This is a genomic window from Pyxidicoccus sp. M6 (assembly GCF_055568925.1).
The window spans coordinates 5,582,625-5,601,895 of sequence record NZ_CM145714.1; the positions used below are offsets into that span (position 1 = coordinate 5,582,625).

Consider the following 19,271-nt stretch of genomic DNA (forward strand, 5'->3'; position numbering starts at 1 on the left):
TCGTTCAGGGGTATTCGGTGGTGCACACGGGGGGCTCTCGGAGGTTTGTGGCCGATGACTTCCGTGCCTTCCTTCGGAGCTGAGAGGAGCACATGAACCTGATCCTGTTGGGGCCGCCGAACGCGGGGAAGGGAACCCAGGCGAAGAAGCTGTACGCGGACTTCCACATCCCGCAGATCTCCACCGGTGACATCCTCCGCAAGGCGGTGGCGGACGGAACGGAGCTGGGGAAGGTGGCCGGGCCGCTGATGGCCTCGGGCCAGTACGTGCCGGATGACGTCGTCATCGGCATCGTCGAGGAGCGGCTGAAGCAGCCGGACGTGGCCAACGGCTTCGTGCTGGACGGCTTTCCGCGCACGCCGGGCCAGGCGGACGCGCTGGACCGGATGCTCACGCGCCTGGGCAAGAAGCTCGACGCGGTGATTTCGCTCGAGGTGCCGCACGCGAAGCTGGTGGAGCGCGGCTCCGGCCGGCGCGTGTGCCCCGTCGACGGCAGCGTCTACCACGTCTACCAGAGCCCTCCGAAGCGGGCGGGCTACTGTGACAAGTGTGGCACGGGGCTCGTGCAGCGTCCGGACGACATGCCGGACGTCATCGAGAAGCGCCTGCAGAAGTACGACGCGGAGACGGCGCCGCTGAAGGCCTTCTACGAGAAGAAGGGCATCCTCAAGAGCGTGGACGGCGTGGGCTCGCCCGAGGGCATCTACGAGGAGATCAAGGCCGCCGCCGGCAAGGGGTGAGCGCGGGTCGGGCGTGCGGGGAGGGCGGCCGTTGCGGCGCCTCGCCTCGCTGCCCACCGATTTCCTCGGGGCTCCCGCGGGCCCGGGACACGTCCATGAGCCAGGTCGCCATCAAGAGCCTCGAGGAGATTGCCCTCATGCGCCAGGCGGGGCGCATCGTGTGCGAGGTCCTCGACGCGCTCGAGGAGGCCGTGGCTCCGGGTGTGACGACGTGGGACCTTGACGCCCTGGCCGCGGAGCTCACCTCCCGGAAGGGCGCCAGGCCGGCGTTCAAGGGGTACCTCGGCTTCCCGTGTGTGTTGTGCGCCTCCATCAACGAGGAGGTGGTGCACGGCATCCCCAGCCGGACGCGGAAGCTGGCGGAGGGGGACCTGATGAAGCTCGACTTCGGGGTGTCCTACCGGGGCTTCTTCGGGGACTCGGCGCGGACGGTGGCGGTGGGGAAGGTGAGTGCGCAGGCCCGGGCGCTGATGGATACCACCCGGGAGTCGCTCCACAAGGCCATCCAGGCCATGCGGCCGGGCAACCACCTGGGCGACATCGGACACGCGGTGCAGCGGCACGTGGAGGCGCGGGGTTACTCGGTGGTCCGGGGCTTCACGGGGCACGGAATCGGGCGCAAGCTGCATGAGCACCCGCAGGTTCCCAATCACGGCCAGCCGGGCGGGGGCATGAAGCTGCGGGCGGGGATGGTCCTGGCGGTCGAGCCCATGGTCAACCAGGGCACCGACGAGGTGGAGCTCCTGGAGGACGAGTGGACGGCGGTGACGGCGGACGGGAAGCTGTCCGCCCACTTCGAGCACACGGTCCTGATTACGGACCACGGCCCCGAGGTGCTGACGCGAAGGGCTTGAAACCCCTCCGACTGCGGGTGAAATACCCAGGTGTCATGGGGGGTTGGTAGGAATCCGAGTTTTACTGTGCGCGGCGCTTGCCACTTGCGGACCAAAGTGCTATCCCGCCGCGCTTCCAAGAGGTACGTGGTCCGGGAAGAGAGTCTGACGCTTGCCGAAGGATGATTCCATCGAAGTCGAGGGGACGGTGATGGAGCCCCTGCCGAACGCGATGTTCCGCGTGGTGCTGGACAACGGCCACAAGGTGCTCGCGCATATTTCGGGCAAGATGAGGATGCACTTCATCCGCATCCTCCCGGGTGACAAGGTGAAGGTCGAGCTGTCTCCGTACGACCTGACGCGCGGTCGCATCACGTACCGGGCGAAGTAGACAAGGGCCACATGCCCGCCAGGGAATGGCGGGTGGCCCGCTGGGCTTTTCTTTAGCTGAGGAAGGAAGTTCGCTCCATGAAGGTTCGGGCGTCCGTCAAGAAGATCTGCGACAAGTGCAAGGTCGTTCGTCGCAAGGGTATCGTGCGCGTCATCTGCGCTTCGAACCCGCGTCACAAGCAGCGCCAGGGCTAACGGCCAGACGGCCGTTGGCTTCAGACCAACTCCACCCACGAAGGAATACCGAAGATGGCTCGCATCGCCGGCATCGATCTGCCGCCCAATAAGCGCGCTGTGATCTCGCTCCAGTACATCTACGGGATCGGCAACAAGTCCGCGCACGACATCATCGAGGCGGCGGGCATCGATCCCACCACTCGGACGAAGGACCTCACCGAGGACCAGGCCCGCAAGATCCGCGAGATCATCGAGGCCAACTACAAGGTGGAGGGTGACCTGCGTCGCGAGGTCACCATGAACATCAAGCGTCTGATGGACCTGGGCTGCTACCGCGGCCTCCGTCACCGCAAGGGCCTGCCGGTTCGTGGCCAGCGGACCCACACCAACGCCCGTACCCGCAAGGGTCCGAAGCGCGGCATCGTCCGGGCCAAGCCGGCCGCTCCGGCCCGCTAAACACGCAGCGCGGGCCCTGTAAGGGGCCCGCGTCGATCACCTTTCAGGAGCAGCAACGCACATGGCTGACGAGACCAATACTTCGGCTGCGGCGCCCGCGGGCGCCGAGGGTGCCGAGGCCCCTGCCGCGAAGAAGGCCAAGCGCAAGGGCAAGAAGAGCATCCTCAACGGCGTGGTCCACATCCAGTCCACGTTCAACAACACCATCATCACGATCACGGATGTGTCCGGGAACGTGATCTCCTGGTCCTCTGCTGGCGCCCGTGGCTTCAAGGGCAGCCGCAAGTCCACGCCGTTCGCGGCGCAGGTGGCCGCCGGTGACGCCGCGGCGAAGGCGATGGAGCACGGCCTGAAGAACGTGTCCGTGTTCGTGAAGGGCCCGGGCGCGGGCCGCGAGTCGGCGCTGCGTGCGCTGGCCGCCGCCGGCCTGAAGATCAACCTCATCCGCGACGTGACGCCCATCCCGCACAACGGGTGCCGTCAGCCCAAGCGCCGCCGCGTCTAACCCCTTCCGGGCCGCCTTCGCGCCTCGCGGCGTGAGGGCGGTTCCAGACCACCTTTCAAGGACTTCTCAATGGCTCGTTACACCGCCAGCGCCTGCCGCATCTGCCGGCGCGAAAACCTGAAGATGTACCTCAAGGGCGACCGTTGCTACACGGACAAGTGCGCCATCGAGCGCCGCCCCTATCCTCCGGGTCAGCATGGCCAGGGCCGCGTGAAGTTCTCCGGCTACGGCGTGCAGTTGCGCGAGAAGCAGAAGGTCAAGCGCATGTACGGCCTGCTGGAGAACCAGTTCCGCGGCTACTACCACCGCGCGTCCGCCGCCAAGGGCAAGACGGGTGAGAACCTGCTCCAGCAGCTCGAGCTCCGTCTGGACAACGTGGTGTTCCGCATGGGCTTCGCGGACACCCGCGCCGAGGCCCGCCAGCTCGTTCGCCACGGGCACTTCCAGGTGAACGGCCGCAAGGTCAACATCCCGTCCTTCTCCGTGAAGCCGGGTAGCTCCGTGGAGGTGGTGGAGAAGAGCCGCAAGGTGCTCCGCATCTCCGAGGCACTGGAGACGGTGGACCGCCGTGGCGTTCCGCAGTGGATCTCCCTGGACAAGAAGGCGTTCAAGGGCACCGTGTCGACCGCGCCGAACCGCGAGGACCTGACCATGCCCATCCAGGAGCAGCTCATCGTCGAGCTCTACTCGAAGTAAGCCGCTCCGGAAGTTGCAGGACAGGCGCCCTGGCCGCTATGAGGCCGGGGCGTCGTGCTTTATCGCAGGCGCTTCAATGCAGTCCCCGCGTGCCCATCCTCTCTCCATTCCTGGAGGGTAGGTCGGTGGTGGCGCACGATTCGAGGAGTCGTACACCATGGCAGATACGTTCGTTGCGAAGAACTGGCGTGACCTCATCAAGCCGCGCCGCATGGAGGTGGACCAGGACAGCCTGACGCCCACCTACGGGAAGTTCGTCGCGGAGCCGCTGGAGCGCGGCTTCGGCACCACGCTGGGCAACTCGCTGCGCCGGGTGCTGCTGTCGTCCCTCCAGGGCGCGGCCATCACCTCGGTGAAGATCGAGGGCGTGGACCACGAGTTCACCACCATCCCCGAGGTGTCCGAGGACGTCACGGACGTCGTGCTGAACCTGAAGGAAGTCCTCCTTCGGATGCACACGAACGAGACGAAGACGCTGCGCATCGAGGCGGAGGGCCCCAAGGAGGTCAAGGCTGGTGACATCATCACCGACCCGGACACCGAGATCCTCAACCCCGGCCACCACATCTGCACCATCTCCGAGGGTGGCAAGCTCCGCATGGAGCTGTCGTGCCGCCGCGGCCGTGGCTACACGCCGGCGAACGTGAACAAGGTGGCGGGCTCGCCCATCGGCACCATCCCCATCGACTCGCTGTTCTCGCCCATCCGCAAGGTGAACTACCAGGTCACCAACGCGCGCGTTGGTCAGGTCACCGACTTCGACAAGCTGTCGCTTGAGGTGTGGACGGACGGCTCCGTGTCCCCGCAGGACGCGGTAGCGTACGCGGCGAAGATCATCAAGGAGCAGCTCACCGTCTTCGTGAACTTCGACGAGACGGAGGAGCCCGTCATCGCCGAGGCCCCGAAGGAGGAGGCGAAGCTCAACGAGAACCTCTTCCGCTCGGTGGACGAGCTGGAGCTCTCGGTGCGCTCGGCCAACTGCCTGCAGCAGGCCAACATCAAGACCATCGGTGACCTCGTGCAGCGCACCGAGGCCGAGATGCTCAAGACGAAGAACTTCGGCCGCAAGTCCTTGAAGGAGATCAAGGAGATCCTCGCGGAGATGGGTCTGTCGCTCGGTATGAAGCTGGAGAACTGGCCGCCGAAGCAGGCGCCGGCGCCCGCGGCGCCGAAGGCCTAGTTGTTTCACGCAGCACCTCCTCGCGCGCCGCGGGCATGGCGGTGAAGCGGCGCAAGGGGAACACGGTCGCGGGGAAGGACCTCGAGGCTGATTAAGATGGCGGGCCCTGTGCCCGGTCCGCCCTTCCCACCCGGTACCTGATACGGCCGGAGTGGTTGGGGTCGCGCCAAGCGTCCCGGAGCACGACGATGCGTCACAAGGTCGGACAGAGGAAGCTGCACCGTACGACGAGCCACCGGCTCGCGATGCTGAACAACATGGTCACCTCGCTGCTCGAGCACCAGGCGATCCGCACCACGGTCCCCAAGGCGAAGGAAGCCCGGAAGATCGCGGAGCGCATCATCACCCTGGGCAAGAAGGGTGGCCTGTCCAACGTGCGTCTGGCGGCCCGTACGGTGAAGAACCGCGACGTGCTGCAGAAGGTGTTCGGCGAGTACAAGGACCGGTACGCGAACCGTCCCGGTGGTTACACCCGCCTCATCCGGCTCGGCTTCCGCCGCGGCGACGCCGCGGAGATGGCCCTGCTGGAGCTGGTGGACCGTCCCGCGACGGCGGCCGCTCCCGTGGAGACCGAGGGTGGCGAGGCCACCGAGGCTCCCAAGGCTGAGTAACGGTTGACGCCTTCCGCGCCCTTCCGAGAGGAAGGGCTCGAGGCAACACGAGGGCGCTCTTCCCACCCGGGAAGGGCGCCTTCGTGTTGCTGGGGATTGCGGCCTGGCCAGGCGTGTCCCCCAGCGGGCGCGGCTGGCGGGGCCGTGGCGGGAGCGCTGGCGACTACTTGGGGCCGGTGAGGCGCTCCCACTCCTTGCGGAGGTCCTCGGTGAGGTCGGCGCTGTCGTCGCGGCTGCGCATGCGCAGCGTCTGGAAGCGCAGGTCCGCGGGCGCGGCCCCGCTGCTTCCCATGAGCTGCTTGGGCGTAATCGTCATGAACTCGCCGGGCGACACGGACGGCACCGCCGCCTGGTACTGCTCGTTCACCGTGACGACGATGTCCTTCCACGTCTCCTGGCTCTCGTTCCAGATGGTGAGGGAGGGCCGGTCCAGCTTGTCGCTGAGCACCAGGCGCGCGTCCATGTCACCCCCCTTCACGTCGCTGCCGGGACAGGCGATGGCGAAGCTCGCCACGGTGATTGCCAGGTAGCCCGCGACGATGGAGGCCTTGTACTTGAAGAAGCGGTCCTGCTGGCGGAAGTCCGCCACCATCTCCTTGAGGATGGAGAGGCCGTTGAGGAGCTGGTTGGATGCCTCGCTCGCGACGCGCTTGGCGAGAGGTCCTTCCACCTTCTCCTTCTGCAGCGGCGCCGCGCGCGCGGCCGTCATGACGCGCATGCCCGGGTTGGTCGGCGTGCGCGGCATGCCCGGCGTCGACGGAGCCCGGGGCATGCCGGGATTCGTCGGCGTACGCGGCTGCGTGCCGGGACTGGACGTCGTCCGCGGTGGCTGCGTGCCAGGAGATGAAGGCTTGCGACCGTCGCTCATCGGACAGCGAGTGTAGAGGGCCGGGCCACTTGGTGGCTACTGCGCCTTGAGTTGCTCGAGCGCTCGGGACGCCACCGCGTTCTCCGGCTGCGTCTCCAGCACCTTGCTCAGCCAGCGCTCCGCTTCCCCGGCCGCCGTCTTCCGCGCGTCCGGACGCGAGGCCTTCAGTGCCTGCTCGGTGAAGAGCAGCCCCAGCCGCAGGCTGAACTCCATGTTCTCCGGGTCCTTTTCGACCACGTACCGCAGCTCCCGCTCCGCGGAGGCGTAGTCCCCCTCGAGCTGGTACACGAGCGCCAGCTTTCCTCGCGGCGGCACGGCCTCCGATTGGAGCGACACGGCCACGATGAAGGCCTCCCTCGCAGCGGTCAGGTCGCGCCGCTCCAGGTGCATGTCACCCAGCTGGAACCACGCCTCGTCCAGCAGCGGGTTGAGGGCCACGGCCTTCTCGAAGGCGGGGCGCGCCGCGTCCGGGCGCTGGCGGGCCAGGTACAGCTCGCCCAGGTAGAGCTGGTTCTTCCCGTCGCGAGGGGCGCGCTCGATTGCCTGCTTGAACTCGTCCACCGCGCGGCCGGCGTCGTCGAGGCGCTGGTAGGCGAGCCCCAGCAGCGCGTGCACCACGGCCAGGTCCGGGTAGTCCTGCAGAATCTCCTCGAAGGAGAGGACGGCGTGCTGGGGCGCGTCCAGGTCCTTCAGGTAGCGCAGGCCCTCCTCCAGCTTCGCCTCGGCGGCCTTGGGGAAGCCGCTGAAGGGGTCGGCAATCTGGTCCATCAGCGCCCGCGCGGTGGTGACTTCCGCTGGCGTGGGTCTGCCGCGCACGACAGCACCCAGGGCCTCCACGGCGCCGCTGGCGTCACCCGTGCGGTGCAGCGCCTTGGCCAGCGGCAGGCGCCAGCCGGCGCGCTCCGGAGCCAGCGTGGTGGCGCGGCGCAGGGGCTCCACCGCGGCGGCGTACTGCTCGGACTCCAGCCGCGCGAGGCCGAGGCGGTAGTGGTACTCGGCGGTGTCCGGCGACAGGGCGATGGCTCGCTCGAAGGCGGCCACCGCCGGCGCGCCCGCGTCCCGGGCTCGCGAGAAGAGGGCGAGGCCAAGCATGTACTGGTCCACCGCGCGCTCCTTCGCGGCGATGCGGCCCTGGAGCTCGGCGACCCATGCGTCCGTGTGGCCCGCCTTCACCTGGGCCTCCGTCAGCAGGCGCGCCACGTCCAGGTCTTCCGGCGCCTGGAGGTGCAGCTCGCGCAGCAGCCCGAGCGCCTTCTCCGGCTGGTTCTCCTCCAGGTACGTCCGGGCCCGCGCCCGCGTGTCCGGGGCCCGGGTGCCGGAGGTGGAGGCCGCGGTGTGCGTGCAGCCGGTGACAAGGCCCAGGCCGAGCACGGCGGCGCGGAGCCAGGGACGCGACAGGAGCGAGCGGTTCGTCTTCACGGTGGGACGTCTCAGTGAGAGGAGGTGGCGCGCGGGTGCGCGGTGCTGACGCCCTCGACGCCCGCGTCGGCGACGGCGTCGTCCACGTCACCGCCCATGCCTCCGAGCGACAGGCTGTCGGCGATGATGACCTCACGCACGGCACGGGCGAGCCCCTCGCGGTCATTCTCGGCGAAGCCGGTGGTGTTGATGGGCTTGCCCACCTTCACGCGGATGGGGCCGGGCGTGATGTTCCAGGAGTTCTTGGGCATCAGCTTGCCGGAGCCCTCGATGGTGACGGGGACGACGGGGACGCGGGACTTGAGGGCCAGGGCGAAAGGGCCCTTCTTGAAGGGGAGGATGCGGCCGTCCGGAGAGCGCGTGCCCTCCGGGTAGAGGAAGATGCTCTTCCCGCCGCGAATCTTCGCCGCGGCCGCGTCCAACGAGGCGATGGCCTTGCTCCGGTGGGTGCGGTTGATGAAGACGTGTCCCGCCAGCGCGAGGAACCAGCCGATGAACGGCACCCACTTGAGCTGGCTCTTGGCGACGTACCGGAAGGGCACCGGCACCGCCAGGAAGTGCGCGGGGATGTCGATGGTGGACTGGTGGTTGGCCACGTAGATGGTGGGCCGCTTCGGGTCCACGTTCTCCCGGCCAATCACCTCCAGCGTCGCGCCGCCCGCCCACAGCAGCACCGGGGACCAGAGCTCACGCGCCACCCACACGGAGTTGGCGGGCTTCAACGTCAACACCATGGCCAGGATGGCCAGGGGGAAGCAGACCGCCGACCAGACCACGGCTACGAACATGCAGAAGAGCTTGCGCATCCCTCAGGCCCCCTCCGTGGAGCCGACGCGACGGGTCGGCGAGTCGCCGGGGCCGCGGACACGCTCCAACCCCGCCTCTTCCCTGGCGTCCAGGCGGCCGGGCCCACCCTGGAAGGTGGCGGCGCCGGGGGCGCGATGGGGAGGAGGCAGGCAGAGCATGCACTTCTTCTACCACGTCCTACCTACACGTTGTTTCTGGTGCGCGCCGCTCGCCGGGGTTACAAGCAAGGGTGGCGTGGCCAGGAAAAAGTTCATCGCCATCGCGGGCAACATTGGGGCCGGGAAGACGGAGCTCACGTCCTTCCTCTGCCGGAAGTACGGCCTGACTCCGTCCTTCGAGCCCAACGACCAGAACCCGTATCTGGCCGACTTCTACAAGGACATGAAGACGTGGGCGTTCCGCTCGCAGCTCTTCTTCCTGACGCACAAGTTCCGCCTGCACCGGGAGCTCGAGCGCACGGCGGGCACCGTGCTCCAGGACCGGACGCTCTATGAGGACGCGGAGATCTTCGCCAAGAATCTCCACCGCCAGCGGCTCATCGACAAGCGTGACTGGAAGACGTACTGCGAGCTGTACGAGACGATTTCCGAGTCGCTCCGGCCGCCGGACCTGATGATCTACCTGCGCTGCCCCGTGCAGACGCTGCGCGAGCGCATCCGCATCCGCGGGCGTGCCATGGAGAAGGACATCCCCACCCGTTACCTTCAGCGCCTCAACGCCCTCTACGAGGAGTGGTTCGAGAACTACAAGCTGTCTCCCGTCCTGGTGCTGGCCACGGACAAGCTCGACTATCTGACCAATCTGGTGGACCGCGTGGACCTCTTCCGACAGATAGAGAAGCACCTGTGATGGAGGTCTATCTCCTCGCCATCGAGCAGGACGGTCCGGCGCCGCTCGACGCGCTGCGTGCATCGTTCGCCACGGATGACGTGGAGTTCACCCCGGACGAGGATGGCCAGGGCTTCACGCTGAAGGCGGACACGTCGGAGGTGAAGGTACGCCTGACGGTGGGCGCGGAGCACCTGCCCCGGTTCAGCAAGGAGGTCTTCAGCGGCAGCGCGGAGGCCTTCGAGCGGCTGGGGCGCTCCCGGGCCTTCTACCGGCTGTCGGTGGAGCCGGGGGGGCCTCAGCCCACGCTGCCCGTCTTCGAGGCGCTGTGGGCGGTGCGCACGCTGCTGGAGCACGTGAAGGGCGTGCTGGTGGACATCACCGCCTTCAAGCTGCACGAGCCCGACGACGTGGTGGAAATCACCGAGCTGGACTTCGACATCCGGGACCACGTGCACCTGCACGCGGTGGAAGCCACGGAGGGCGACACGCCGCTGTGGGTGCACTCGCACGGCATGGAGAAGTTCGGCGCCCGGGATTTGGAGATCTTCCACCTCGCGGAGGGTGACCTGCTCGCGGCGGAGAGCTTCCTCCACGAGCTGTGCACGGACCTGGCTTTCGGGCAGGGGCCGGCGCTGCGCTCGCAGGTGGGCACCAGCGAGGGGCAGAGCTTCATGCTCGTGCCGTCCGAGGAGGCCCGCACCAACCTGCTCGGCGTGCCGCTGGAGACCTTCGAGGGGCACGAGGGGCTGTTCCTCTCCGTGGTGTCCCCCGGAGGTCGACACAACACGTCACAGCTCCTGGCGCCGTACCGCGAGCGCTTCGAGAAGGAGCCCGAGGAGCAGACGCAGGCCATGCGGCGCGAGGCCCAGGCGCTGCTGCCGTCCTTCCTCGCGCGCTTCCAGCGCAAGGGGCTGATGGAGCCACTGACGTTCCTGGTGCGCGCCCCCTTCGACACCCACCCGGACGGCGGCACGGTGGTGGAGAACCTCTGGCTGGAGGTCATGGCCCGGGACGAGGGGAGCCTCGTGGGGAAGCTGATTGATGGCGCGGTGCACACCACGGAGTGGCGCAAGGGGGCGGCCGTGGAGGTGGATGAAGCCCACGTCAACGCGCTGGCCATCACCCGGGAGGGCAGGACGCTGGACGAGCAGGAGATTCGTGCGCTCCTGAACGCCGAGCGACCCATGTAGTCCACGCGGCGCGGACAGGGAGCGCTTGCCCGGCAACGGCGGGACGCTACGCTCCGCGCCCCATGCCCGCACTCCTGCTGCTCACCGGTCCATCCGCGGGGCGCCGCTATGAGGTGCTCACGGAAGCGACGATCGGCCGCAGCCCGTCGTGTGAAATCCCCCTGGAGGACGACCAGGTCTCGCGCCGGCACGCGCTGATCACCCTTCACGAGGGGCAGGCGCGGATCCGCGACTTGCGCTCGCGCAATGGGACGCTCGTCAATGGGGAGCGCCTCTCCGGCGAGGTGGTACTGCAGCCGGGAGACCGCGTCCGCGTGGGGACGACGACGGCCGTCTACGAGCCTCTGGCGGTGACCTTCGTCGAGGGCGGGCCCAAACCGCACGGGCACGTACCCATCGAAGAGGTGCTGCCGCACGTGGGCACGGCCGCGGCCATGTACTCCGCGGGGACGGCGCTGCTGGGGGCCACCAGCGAGGCCATGGTGCTGCGGCGGTTGGCGGACGAGGTGACGCACGCGCTCAGCGCGGACCGGGCGGCGGCGCTCTTGGGCAGCAGCGGTGGATTGCTCACCGCGTCGGTGGTGGGCGCGGAGACGCTGACGGTGCCGCGCGCCATGGCCCAGGCGGCGCTGGAGCACAAGGAGTTGAGCCAGTCGGGTGACTCGATGTGCGCGCCGCTGGTGGCCTCGGGAGGGATGCCCTTCGGCGTGTTGTTCGTGACGCGCGCGGAGCCTCCGTTCAGCGCGGGCGAGGGACAGTTGCTGGCCGCGCTGGGGCGGCTGGGCGGCGAGGCGTACACGGCGGTGCGCTCGCGGGTGGAGGCGGAGGCGCCCGCGCTGGCGCTGGTAGGCACGTCGAGGCCGCTGCGGGCGCTGCTGGATGCGGCCCGCCGTGCGGCGGCGAGCGCCGCGCCCGTGGTGATTCACGGCGAACCGGGGACGGGGAAGACGTTGCTGGCGCGCATCGTCCACTCGCGCTCGCCGCGGGCGCTGGGGCCGCTGGTGACGGTGGACTGCCGGCAGCCGCAGCCGGCCGTGGACGAGGCGCTGTTCGGCCGTGCCAGCGCGCCGGGGCAGCCGCCGGTGACGTCCGCGCTGCTGCGCGCGGATGGGGGCTCGCTGCTGCTGCAGCACGTGGAGGCGCTGCCGCGTGCGTCGGCGGAGCGACTGGCGCGGCTGCTGGCCCGACGGTCCGCTCCGGCCCGGCAGGGCGGTGAGGAGCCGGTGGACGTGCGGGTGCTGGCCACCGCGCTGGAGGCGCTGCCGCTGCTGGCCGCACGGGGCGAGGTGGAGGCGTCACTCGCGCGGGGGCTGGCGGGCTTCGAGCTGGAGGTGCCGCCGCTGCGCGAGCGCAGGGCGGATGTGCTCGTGCTGCTGGAGGGCTTCACGGCACGGGCGGCGCGACGCTCGCGGAAGGAGCCTCCCACGCTGGGGCCCGAGGCGCGGCGCCTGCTGGTGGACTACGAGTGGCCGCAGAACGTGCGCGAGCTTGAGTTGGTGGGCGAGCGGCTGGGCCTGCTGTACGCCGGGAGCCGAGTGGGCGCGCTGCACCTGCCGCCGGAAATCCAGGAGGGCGGTGCCTCCACCGGGCCCCAGACGCTGCAGGAGCGTGTGGCCCGGCTGGAGCGCGACGCCATCGCCGAGGCTTTGAGGGAAGCAGGCGGGAAGAAGGTCCGCGCGGCGGCGACGCTCGGCATCAGCCGGCCCACGCTGGACAAGAAAATCGAGGAGTACGGCCTCTCCGTCGAGCGCGGCAGGCGCGGCGGGTGAGCGCGACGTGGCCCACCGGGCGTGGGACATGAGTTGGAGCGCTGTCGCTCGGCCTCGCTGTCGAGTGCGGCAGGTGAGCGAGACGCGGGCCACCGGGCGTGGGCGTGCGACTACTTCCGCCGGCTGAGCAGCACACCCGTGAGGATGAGGCCCGCGCCGAGCACCTGGAGCAGGGTGGGCTGCTCGCCGCGCACGGCCCAGGCGGTGAGGGCGGCCACCACGGGGATGCCGGTGTTGTAGAGCGCCGCGCGGCTGCTGCCCACGCGCTGCACCGTGCGGCCCCAGATGAAGTACGAGAGCACCAGCGGCACCAGCGCCGAGTACACCAGGCCCGCCCACGCATCGAGGCCCACGCTCGTGGTGTCCAGCTCCATCACCGCCGGCACTCCGGCGAGCACCACGCCCGGCGCTCCCGTCAGCATGGTGATGGCGGTGATGCGCAGCGCGGACACCTCCGTGCCCACCGTGCGGATGCCCACCGTGTACACCGCCCAGCACGCGCAACCCGCGAGGATGAGCCCATTTCCCATCCACGTCGCTCCGCCCAGGTCCGGGCCTCGCGCGCTCACCACCAGCACCATGCCGGCGACGGCGAGCGACAGTCCCAGCACCAACGGCCGCGTGAGCCGCTCCACACCCAGCGCCGCGCCGAGTGCCGCCACCATCACCGGCGTCGCCGCCGTGAGCAGGCCGCTGTTCGCCGCCGTGGTGTGTGCCAGCCCGACGATGAAGCACACCTGGTACACCGTGTTCCCCACCAGCCCCAGCGCGGTGAGCTTGAGGAACGTCTTCCGGGGCAGCGGCTTCCAGCCCTCCACCGCCCACAGCAGCGCGCCCATGGCCAGCGCGGCGACGGCGAAGCGCAGCGACATGAAGGCCAGCGCCGGAATCGTCGCCAGCGCCTCCTTCACCACCGTGTAGTTGGTGCCCCAGACGATGACCACGCCGATGATGGCCAGGTCATTCGCGGAGAAGGTGCGGGTGGGAGCGGCGGGAGTCGCGGTGGCGGCGGACGTGGACACGGCGGGCAGGGGAATAGGGCGGAGCGCTCGCGCGTGCAAGCCGACGTTTCCCCCTCGCCCCCGCTTGTCCGCATGCCCGCCCGGGGATAAACGCGCCCTCATGGAACTACGCTTTTCGGACGAGGTGCGGCGAGCTCGCGATGCCGGTCAGCCGCTGGTGGCCCTGGAGACGAGCGTCGTCGCGCAGGGGCTTCCGTATCCGGACAACCTGGCCGCTGCTCGCGCCTGTGAGGAGGCCGTCCGCCGCGCCGGCGCCATCCCCGCCGCCATCGCCGTGGTGGACGGAGAGGTGTGCATCGGCCTGGAGGAGACGGCCATGCGCCGGCTCGCGGAGGGCAAGGAGCGCCTGCTCAAGCTGGGCTCGAGGGACCTCGCCATCGCCGTGGCCACGCGCGCCTCCGGTGGCACCACCGTGAGCGCCACCTGCGAGCTGGCCGCCGCCGCCGGCATCCACGTCTTCGCCACCGGTGGCATCGGCGGCGTGCACCGGGGCGCCTCCGAGCACTGGGACATCTCCCAGGACATCGCCGCGCTGGCCCGCTACCCCGTCGCCGTGGTGTGCGCGGGCGCCAAGTCCGTGCTGGACCTGCCCAAGACGATGGAGTTGCTGGAGACCGCCGGCGTGCCCGTCATCGGCGTGGGCACCGACGAGCTGCCGTCCTTCTACAGCCGCGGCTCCGGCCTCAAGCTGGAGCACCGCGTGGACGACGTGGACACCGCCGCGCGCATCGCCCACGCCCGCTTCGAGACGCTGGGGCAGGGCGGGCTCCTCTACACCGTGCCTCCGCCCGAGGAGACGTCACTGCCCCGCAACGAGGTGGAGCTGCACATCGCCTCCACGCTCGCGGACGCGGACCGGCAGGGCGTTCGCGGCAAGGAGGTGACGCCGTTCCTCCTGTCGGAGATGGCCAAGCGCACCGGCGGCAAGACGCTCAAGGCCAACCTCGCGCTGCTCACCAACAACGCCCGCTTCGCCGGCCAGCTCGCCGTGGCCTACGCGAAGAAGGGCTGAGCGACACCGGAGGGCGGAGCCTGCATGCTCCGCCCACCTACAACGGCGTTACTTCTGGAACCAGCGCATCAGGTCTTCCAGCGCGCGCCGGTCCACCTCGTCGAAGGTGCTCTTGTGCTCGGAGTCGATGTCGAGCACGGCGAGGAGCTCGCGATTCCTGCCGAACACCGGGACGACGATTTCCGACGCCGAGCGCCCGTCGCAGGTGATGTGGCCGGGGAAGGCGTGCACGTCGGCCACCACCACCGTCTCGCCCTTCGCCGCGGACGTGCCGCAGACGCCCTTGCCGAACTGGATTTCCAGGCAGCCGAGGGTGCCCTGGTAGGGCCCCACGCGCAGCAGCTTGCCGGGCGTCACCACCCGGTAGAAGCCCGTCCACAGGTGCCCGAAGGCGTTGTGCAGCAGGCAGCTCATGGTCGCCATGCCCGCGATTTCGTCGTCGATGCCCTCGAGCACCGCCAGGACGTGCTGCTTCAGCTCCGCATAGGCCTCGGCCTTCGGCATGCCGCGCAGATCGAGTGTGACTTCCGCCATGATGGAGTCCTTCGGAACGGGGAACGTCACCGGGGCGTCAGGCCCGGGTGAAGTCGTCGTCCCTCAATACCCCGAATCATTTCCCGCCGCACGGGAGGCGTCATGGAACAGCTCATCCTGGACTCGAAGACCTGGCTGCTCGTTCTCACCGGGGCAGGGGTTTCTGCCGAGAGCGGAGTCCCCACCTTCCGTGGAATGGACGGACTCTGGGAGAACCATCCCATCGAAGATGTGGCCTCTCCGCAGGGCTTCCAGAAGGACCCGACGCTGGTGTGGCGCTTCTACTCGCAGCGCCGGGCGGGCGCCTCCGCCGTGAAGCCCAACCCCGGGCATGACGCGCTGGTGGCCTGGGAGCGCCACCTGGGGGACCGCTTCCTCCTGGCGACGCAGAACGTCGACGCGCTGCACCTCCGGGCGGGCAGCCAGCGCGTGGTGGAGATGCATGGCAACCTCTTCAAGACGCGATGCAGCAACTGCAAGCGCGCCCCGTTCGAGGACACCACCGTGTACCCGGAGGGCACCGTGCCCTCGTGCGACGCGTGCGGTGGACGCCTGCGTCCGCACATCGTCTGGTTCGGCGAGTACCTGGACCCGGCGGACATGCAGCGAGTCGAGGACTTCGCGCTGCGTGGCTCCACGTCGGGCGGGCGCTTCGTCTTCCTCGCGGCGGGCACCTCCGGCCTCGTCTACCCGGCCGCGGGCATCGTCAACCATGTCAGCGCGGCCGGCGGAGAGACGTGGCTGGTGAACCTGGACCCGGCGCAGAACACCAGCAGCTTCGACAACGTCATCACCGGTAAGAGCGGCGAGGTGCTCCCGAAGCTGGCGAAGCTGGCGTGAGCGGGGCCGGGCGCTACTGCGCCTCGCCCAGCAGGAAGCTGAAGTCAGCGGACGCGCCACCATCCACCGTGGTGGCGTGCTTGTGACAGCCGAGGCAGCTCGACTTCGGTTGGATGAAGGTCTCCATCGTCACGTTGGCCAGCGGCGTGGGCGTGCCCTGGGGCGCGCCGCCCGTGGCCCACTGCGTGCTGATGAGCTGGTAGTTCTCCCAGACAGAGCCCTTGAGCAGGCCGCGGTAGTACGCGTTGAGCCCGGGCGAGGTGCCCTCCGCCTGAATCGGCGTGGTGCGCACCACCTGCACCGGCGCATTCAGCGGACCCCCGTCCGGCGCGAGCTCCGTGTAGGGCTTCTTCGCCGTCTGCGTGTTGTCCTGGCAGTTGGTGCAGTGCGGGTTGAAGAAGGACGACGTGGTGTTGTCCACCTGCTCGAAGGTGGACCAGAACCACGTGTTCTGCGTCGCCGTCTTGTGGATGATGTGCAGGCCCACGAGGCCCACGGTGACGGGATTCTTTCCGGGGCTCGGGTCCCCGGCCTCGTCGTTGAAGACCCACGCCTGCCGCATGTAGAAGCGCTTGCCCGCAATCTCCTGCGCGTTGAGCACCTTCCACGAGGCCTTCAATTCCATGGCGCCCGTCGGACCGCAGGGCCCTCCGTCACACGGGCCGGGGTTCTGGTTCGGACCGGTGGGGAAGCTCACGGTGGCACCGCTCTGCCCGGCCGCGTTCCACAGGTTGTTGGCGATGAGGTAGTTGTACTCGTCCAGGTTGACGCGCTTCTCGTAGCGGACGAAGCGCCCGTTCTGGTCCGTCAGCGGCCCGCCGACGGCCTGGTCGATGCCGCCGAAGCGCTCCGCGACGAGGTCCGACGCCTTCGAGTCGCTCACCAGCACCTTGTCCACGTGGCCGGCGGCCAGCATGTGGCGCTCGGCCGGCGTGGCCCTCCGCAGCTTCAGGAGCGCCTTCTCCACGGCGGCCGGCGTGCTGAACGTGCACCACTTGCCGGGCGAGCCCGCGTCGGGCGCCAGGAAGATGTCCAGGTCCTGCGGATACGTCTCCCAGACGACCGGCCCGTTACCACCGAGGATGCTGCTCTGGGTGTTGGGCAGACAGGTGCTCGTGTCCGCGGGCCAGTTCATCGCGATGAAGGTGTTCCACGAGTACACGTCCACGTCGCTCTGGCTCTCACCGAAGCGCGGGCACGCATCCACGGGCGGAGTGGAGAGCGCGGAGGTGATGGACGTGGCGCACGTGGAGCCGGGGCATGTCGGGTCCGGGTTGCAGGCCGGAGGAAGTGCCTGCGTGGCCGTCTCGGTGTCGCCGGGGGGCTTCGGCCCGGTGGACGACGTGGTGGTACAGGCAATGACGGCGGCACAGGCCAGTGCACCGGCCAGCAGCAGGCGGCGCGCGCGCGGCGAAAGGACGTTCATCGGAATCCTCGGAGGAAGGGGCGTGGCGCAAGGCGACAGCCCGGACTCCGAGTGCAAGCGGCGGACCTGACAGTGGAGCGAGGCCCTCCGTCGTGCGGGGCGAACCGCGCTCACGAGGGCTTCACGGCCCGTGCGTCATCACGGGACGCGCCCGCGTCGGAACGTGACGCGGGCGGGGTGGGGGCTACTCGAAGACCTGAATCTCCTGCCCGCCGCCCTGCTTCGTCTTGGCGGGGCGCGTGGGCGCGGCGGCGCGCACCGGATCCAGCGTCACGTCGACGGACTGGCTGTCCCCGGCAATGCGGCTGAAGTTGAGCGTCCGCTCCTCGTCCTTGTAGCCGGCGAGCCGGAAGCTGAGCGCGGTCACCTTGTCGCGGGGCAGCTCGAGCTTGATGGGCGTGGTGCCCAGCATCTGGTCGCCCTCGAAGATGGACGCACCGGACGGCGTGGAGCTGAACGTCACGATGAGGTTCTTCGACACCGTCGTCGTCGTGCCCGGGTTGCCCGCCGCCGCCGGGGTGGGCTTCGGCGTCTGCGCCTCGATGGGCGTCAGCGTCGCCTGCTGCGCGCCACCACCCGAATTCCCCATCACCACGGCCGCGCCAATGCCGAGCAGCACCAGCGGCACCGCCACCAGCGCCACCTTCTTGCCGGTGGACATGCCCTGGGGCTCGGGAGGAGGGGGCGGAGGCGGCGGAGCGGCCCTGGGCGCGGGAGTGGCCGGGCGCGCGCGGCTCGGCGAGGAGCCACTGCCCGGCGCGGCCGCCTGGCTCTTCGCCACGACGATGTTCGAAGGCGTGGCGCCCCGGCCCGCCGCGCCAGCACCGGCGCGAGGCGCACGCACGCCGCTGCCACTTCCACTGTTCGGACGGCCCGCGCGGCTGCTGGAGGCCCTGCTGCCGCTGCCGCGCTCAGGCGAGCCCGAGCCGACGCCGCCACTGGGCTTCGCCTCCAGCTCCTCGGGCGACAGGTCCGCGATGGCGTCCTGCATCGCGTCGATGAACTCCTGCGCGTTCTGGTAGCGGTCCTCCTTCTCGGGGGAGAGCGCCTTCTTGAAGAACGCATCCAGCTCGGGCGGCACCGGAGCGCCCTGGCGCTTCGTGTTCACTGACGCCACCTGCTGCGTGAGCGCCGCGGTGAGCGCCTTGCGCACGGTGTTGGCGCCGAAGGGCGAGCTGCCCGTGAGGCAGAAGTAGAGCACGCCCGCCATGGAGTACAGGTCCGAGCGCTGGTCCACCGCCTCGCCACCGGCCTGCTCGGGCGGCATGTACTGCGGCGTGCCCAGCACCTGGCCCGTCGAGGTGAGCTGCTCCTCCTCCTCGGCCTCCATCGCCTTCACGAGGCCAAAGTCCAGCACCTTGACGAAGTCCTTGCCGCCCAGCTGCTGCACCATGATGTTGTGCGGCTTGAGGTCGCGGTGCACGCAGCCCTCGGCGTGCGCGTGCGCGAGGCCCTGGCAGGCCTGCTCGACGAGACTCACGGCGCGGTGCAGGGACATGGGCCCCTCGCGCTTCACCATCTCCTTGAGGCTCTCGCCCTGCAGGAGCTCCATCACGAAGTAGCAGGTGCCGTCCGGCGCGCGGCCGAAGTCGAAGATGGTGATGACGTTGGGGTGCCGCAGCCGGCTGGCGATTTCGGCCTCGCGGCGGAAGCGCTCGAAGAACTGGGGCGCGGCGGCCAGCGACGGGTTGAGCGTCTTCACCGCCACGGGGCGCTGCACGGACGTCTGCGTGGCGCGGAACACCATGCCCATGCCGCCCTGGCCCAGGACGCTCTCAATCTTGTAACGGCCGTCGAGCACCTGGCCGAGGAGCTGGAGGCTCTGGCCGGAGCAGAGGTGGTCGACGCCGTCGGTGCTTCCACAGTGGGGGCAGGGGGCAGCCATGTGGGGCGGGAGTATAGGCAGGCCCTGGGGAGGTGCGGAAAGGGGCTGGAAGGCCCCGGGGCTACCGGGCAGGCATACTC

At 69.4% G+C, this 19,271-nt stretch carries 21 protein-coding genes; 14 read left to right on the forward strand and 7 right to left on the reverse strand.

The window, feature by feature from the left end:
- Nucleotides 1-92 precede the first annotated feature (92 nt).
- The 9 genes from ACVTJA_RS22340 (at nt 93) to rplQ (ending at nt 5,588) form a co-directional block, all read left to right on the forward strand.
- Complete coding sequence (locus ACVTJA_RS22340) at nt 93-740, forward strand: adenylate kinase (protein ID WP_465839001.1); 648 nt, start codon at nt 93-95, stop codon at nt 738-740.
- 95 nt (nt 741-835) lie between these two features.
- Nucleotides 836-1,594 carry a type I methionyl aminopeptidase gene (gene map / locus ACVTJA_RS22345; RefSeq protein WP_465839003.1) on the forward strand — a complete coding sequence of 253 codons (759 nt, stop codon included), beginning with the start codon at nt 836-838 and terminating at the stop codon, nt 1,592-1,594.
- 190 nt (nt 1,595-1,784) lie between these two features.
- The gene (gene infA, locus ACVTJA_RS22350; RefSeq protein ID WP_013375891.1) at nt 1,785-1,964 is read left to right on the forward strand and encodes a translation initiation factor IF-1; all 180 of its coding nucleotides are present in this window, start codon (nt 1,785-1,787) and stop codon (nt 1,962-1,964) included.
- A gap of 77 nt (nt 1,965-2,041) precedes the next feature.
- On the forward strand, nt 2,042-2,158 hold the full coding sequence (rpmJ, locus tag ACVTJA_RS22355) for a 50S ribosomal protein L36 (RefSeq protein ID WP_002633586.1): 117 nt from the start codon (nt 2,042-2,044) through the stop codon (nt 2,156-2,158).
- Between the two features lie 54 nt (nt 2,159-2,212).
- Entirely contained in the window at nt 2,213-2,596 is a 384-nt protein-coding gene (gene rpsM, locus ACVTJA_RS22360) for a 30S ribosomal protein S13 (RefSeq protein WP_465839006.1), read from the forward strand.
- A 61-nt stretch (nt 2,597-2,657) separates the two neighbouring features.
- Nucleotides 2,658-3,101, forward strand: a complete 444-nt coding sequence (gene rpsK, locus ACVTJA_RS22365) for a 30S ribosomal protein S11 (RefSeq protein ID WP_206728458.1) — start codon at nt 2,658-2,660, stop codon at nt 3,099-3,101.
- A 69-nt stretch (nt 3,102-3,170) separates the two neighbouring features.
- Nucleotides 3,171-3,797 (forward strand): 30S ribosomal protein S4, encoded by a 627-nt coding sequence (gene rpsD, locus ACVTJA_RS22370; RefSeq protein ID WP_465839008.1) that lies wholly within the window; start codon nt 3,171-3,173, stop codon nt 3,795-3,797.
- Between the two features lie 157 nt (nt 3,798-3,954).
- Entirely contained in the window at nt 3,955-4,977 is a 1,023-nt protein-coding gene (locus ACVTJA_RS22375) for a DNA-directed RNA polymerase subunit alpha (protein ID WP_465839009.1), read from the forward strand.
- A 188-nt stretch (nt 4,978-5,165) separates the two neighbouring features.
- Entirely contained in the window at nt 5,166-5,588 is a 423-nt protein-coding gene (gene rplQ, locus ACVTJA_RS22380) for a 50S ribosomal protein L17 (protein ID WP_465839010.1), read from the forward strand.
- Between the two features lie 163 nt (nt 5,589-5,751).
- Here rplQ and ACVTJA_RS22385 read toward each other — a convergent pair whose 3' ends face one another.
- From ACVTJA_RS22385 to ACVTJA_RS22395, 3 genes are all read right to left on the reverse strand, one after another.
- Nucleotides 5,752-6,360, reverse strand: a complete 609-nt coding sequence (locus ACVTJA_RS22385) for a hypothetical protein (protein ID WP_465839012.1) — start codon at nt 6,358-6,360, stop codon at nt 5,752-5,754.
- Between the two features lie 132 nt (nt 6,361-6,492).
- Nucleotides 6,493-7,875: a tetratricopeptide repeat protein gene (locus ACVTJA_RS22390; RefSeq protein ID WP_465839014.1), complete on the reverse strand. Its 1,383-nt coding sequence runs from the start codon at nt 7,873-7,875 to the stop codon at nt 6,493-6,495.
- Between the two features lie 11 nt (nt 7,876-7,886).
- Complete coding sequence (locus ACVTJA_RS22395; protein WP_465839015.1) at nt 7,887-8,681, reverse strand: lysophospholipid acyltransferase family protein; 795 nt, start codon at nt 8,679-8,681, stop codon at nt 7,887-7,889.
- Nucleotides 8,682-8,916: 235 nt separating this feature from the next.
- On the opposite strand from ACVTJA_RS22395, the gene ACVTJA_RS22400 reads away from it, so the two are divergent.
- From ACVTJA_RS22400 to ACVTJA_RS22410, 3 genes are all read left to right on the forward strand, one after another.
- Nucleotides 8,917-9,531 carry a deoxynucleoside kinase gene (locus ACVTJA_RS22400; RefSeq protein ID WP_465839017.1) on the forward strand — a complete coding sequence of 205 codons (615 nt, stop codon included), beginning with the start codon at nt 8,917-8,919 and terminating at the stop codon, nt 9,529-9,531.
- Nucleotides 9,531-10,703 (forward strand): DUF2314 domain-containing protein, encoded by a 1,173-nt coding sequence (locus ACVTJA_RS22405; RefSeq protein WP_465839018.1) that lies wholly within the window; start codon nt 9,531-9,533, stop codon nt 10,701-10,703. The genes ACVTJA_RS22400 and ACVTJA_RS22405 overlap by 1 nt, the downstream gene beginning before the upstream one ends.
- Before the next feature lie 62 nt (nt 10,704-10,765).
- Entirely contained in the window at nt 10,766-12,472 is a 1,707-nt protein-coding gene (locus ACVTJA_RS22410) for an FHA domain-containing protein (protein ID WP_465839020.1), read from the forward strand.
- A gap of 110 nt (nt 12,473-12,582) precedes the next feature.
- On the opposite strand, the gene ACVTJA_RS22415 is transcribed toward ACVTJA_RS22410, so the two are convergent.
- Entirely contained in the window at nt 12,583-13,533 is a 951-nt protein-coding gene (locus ACVTJA_RS22415; RefSeq protein ID WP_465839022.1) for a DMT family transporter, read from the reverse strand.
- Between the two features lie 61 nt (nt 13,534-13,594).
- On the opposite strand from ACVTJA_RS22415, the gene ACVTJA_RS22420 reads away from it, so the two are divergent.
- A complete protein-coding gene (locus ACVTJA_RS22420) occupies nt 13,595-14,506 on the forward strand; it encodes a pseudouridine-5'-phosphate glycosidase (RefSeq protein ID WP_465839024.1) in 912 nt (303 codons plus the stop codon).
- Between the two features lie 48 nt (nt 14,507-14,554).
- Here ACVTJA_RS22420 and ACVTJA_RS22425 read toward each other — a convergent pair whose 3' ends face one another.
- Nucleotides 14,555-15,040, reverse strand: coding sequence for a GAF domain-containing protein (locus ACVTJA_RS22425; protein ID WP_465839025.1), 486 nt, complete (start codon nt 15,038-15,040; stop codon nt 14,555-14,557).
- 102 nt (nt 15,041-15,142) lie between these two features.
- Here ACVTJA_RS22425 and ACVTJA_RS22430 point away from each other — a divergent pair, with 102 nt between their 5' ends.
- Nucleotides 15,143-15,880 (forward strand): SIR2 family NAD-dependent protein deacylase, encoded by a 738-nt coding sequence (locus ACVTJA_RS22430; RefSeq protein WP_465839027.1) that lies wholly within the window; start codon nt 15,143-15,145, stop codon nt 15,878-15,880.
- A gap of 13 nt (nt 15,881-15,893) precedes the next feature.
- Here the strand turns inward: ACVTJA_RS22430 and ACVTJA_RS22435 are convergent, their stop codons facing one another.
- Entirely contained in the window at nt 15,894-17,306 is a 1,413-nt protein-coding gene (locus ACVTJA_RS22435; protein WP_465839028.1) for a hypothetical protein, read from the reverse strand.
- A 184-nt stretch (nt 17,307-17,490) separates the two neighbouring features.
- Nucleotides 17,491-19,059, reverse strand: a complete 1,569-nt coding sequence (locus ACVTJA_RS22440) for a serine/threonine protein kinase (RefSeq protein ID WP_465840489.1) — start codon at nt 19,057-19,059, stop codon at nt 17,491-17,493.
- Nucleotides 19,060-19,271 lie beyond the last annotated feature (212 nt).

Bases quoted from the DNA above. Each gene is read 5' to 3' on its own strand.
- ACVTJA_RS22340 (WP_465839001.1), top strand. From the start codon at position 93: ATGAACCTGATCCTGTTGGGGCCGCCGAACGCGGGGAAGGGAACCCAG.
- map (WP_465839003.1), top strand. From the start codon at position 836: ATGAGCCAGGTCGCCATCAAGAGCCTCGAGGAGATTGCCCTCATGCGC.
- infA (WP_013375891.1), top strand. From the start codon at position 1,785: ATGGAGCCCCTGCCGAACGCGATGTTCCGCGTGGTGCTGGACAACGGC.
- rpmJ (WP_002633586.1), top strand. From the start codon at position 2,042: ATGAAGGTTCGGGCGTCCGTCAAGAAGATCTGCGACAAGTGCAAGGTC.
- rpsM (WP_465839006.1), top strand. From the start codon at position 2,213: ATGGCTCGCATCGCCGGCATCGATCTGCCGCCCAATAAGCGCGCTGTG.
- rpsK (WP_206728458.1), top strand. From the start codon at position 2,658: ATGGCTGACGAGACCAATACTTCGGCTGCGGCGCCCGCGGGCGCCGAG.
- rpsD (WP_465839008.1), top strand. From the start codon at position 3,171: ATGGCTCGTTACACCGCCAGCGCCTGCCGCATCTGCCGGCGCGAAAAC.
- ACVTJA_RS22375 (WP_465839009.1), top strand. From the start codon at position 3,955: ATGGCAGATACGTTCGTTGCGAAGAACTGGCGTGACCTCATCAAGCCG.
- rplQ (WP_465839010.1), top strand. From the start codon at position 5,166: ATGCGTCACAAGGTCGGACAGAGGAAGCTGCACCGTACGACGAGCCAC.
- ACVTJA_RS22385 (WP_465839012.1), bottom strand. From the start codon at position 6,360: ATGCCCCGGGCTCCGTCGACGCCGGGCATGCCGCGCACGCCGACCAAC.
- ACVTJA_RS22395 (WP_465839015.1), bottom strand. From the start codon at position 8,681: ATGCGCAAGCTCTTCTGCATGTTCGTAGCCGTGGTCTGGTCGGCGGTC.
- ACVTJA_RS22405 (WP_465839018.1), top strand. From the start codon at position 9,531: ATGGAGGTCTATCTCCTCGCCATCGAGCAGGACGGTCCGGCGCCGCTC.
- ACVTJA_RS22410 (WP_465839020.1), top strand. From the start codon at position 10,766: ATGCCCGCACTCCTGCTGCTCACCGGTCCATCCGCGGGGCGCCGCTAT.
- ACVTJA_RS22420 (WP_465839024.1), top strand. From the start codon at position 13,595: ATGGAACTACGCTTTTCGGACGAGGTGCGGCGAGCTCGCGATGCCGGT.
- ACVTJA_RS22425 (WP_465839025.1), bottom strand. From the start codon at position 15,040: ATGGCGGAAGTCACACTCGATCTGCGCGGCATGCCGAAGGCCGAGGCC.
- ACVTJA_RS22430 (WP_465839027.1), top strand. From the start codon at position 15,143: ATGGAACAGCTCATCCTGGACTCGAAGACCTGGCTGCTCGTTCTCACC.
- ACVTJA_RS22435 (WP_465839028.1), bottom strand. From the start codon at position 17,306: ATGAACGTCCTTTCGCCGCGCGCGCGCCGCCTGCTGCTGGCCGGTGCA.
- ACVTJA_RS22440 (WP_465840489.1), bottom strand. From the start codon at position 19,059: ATGGGCATGGTGTTCCGCGCCACGCAGACGTCCGTGCAGCGCCCCGTG.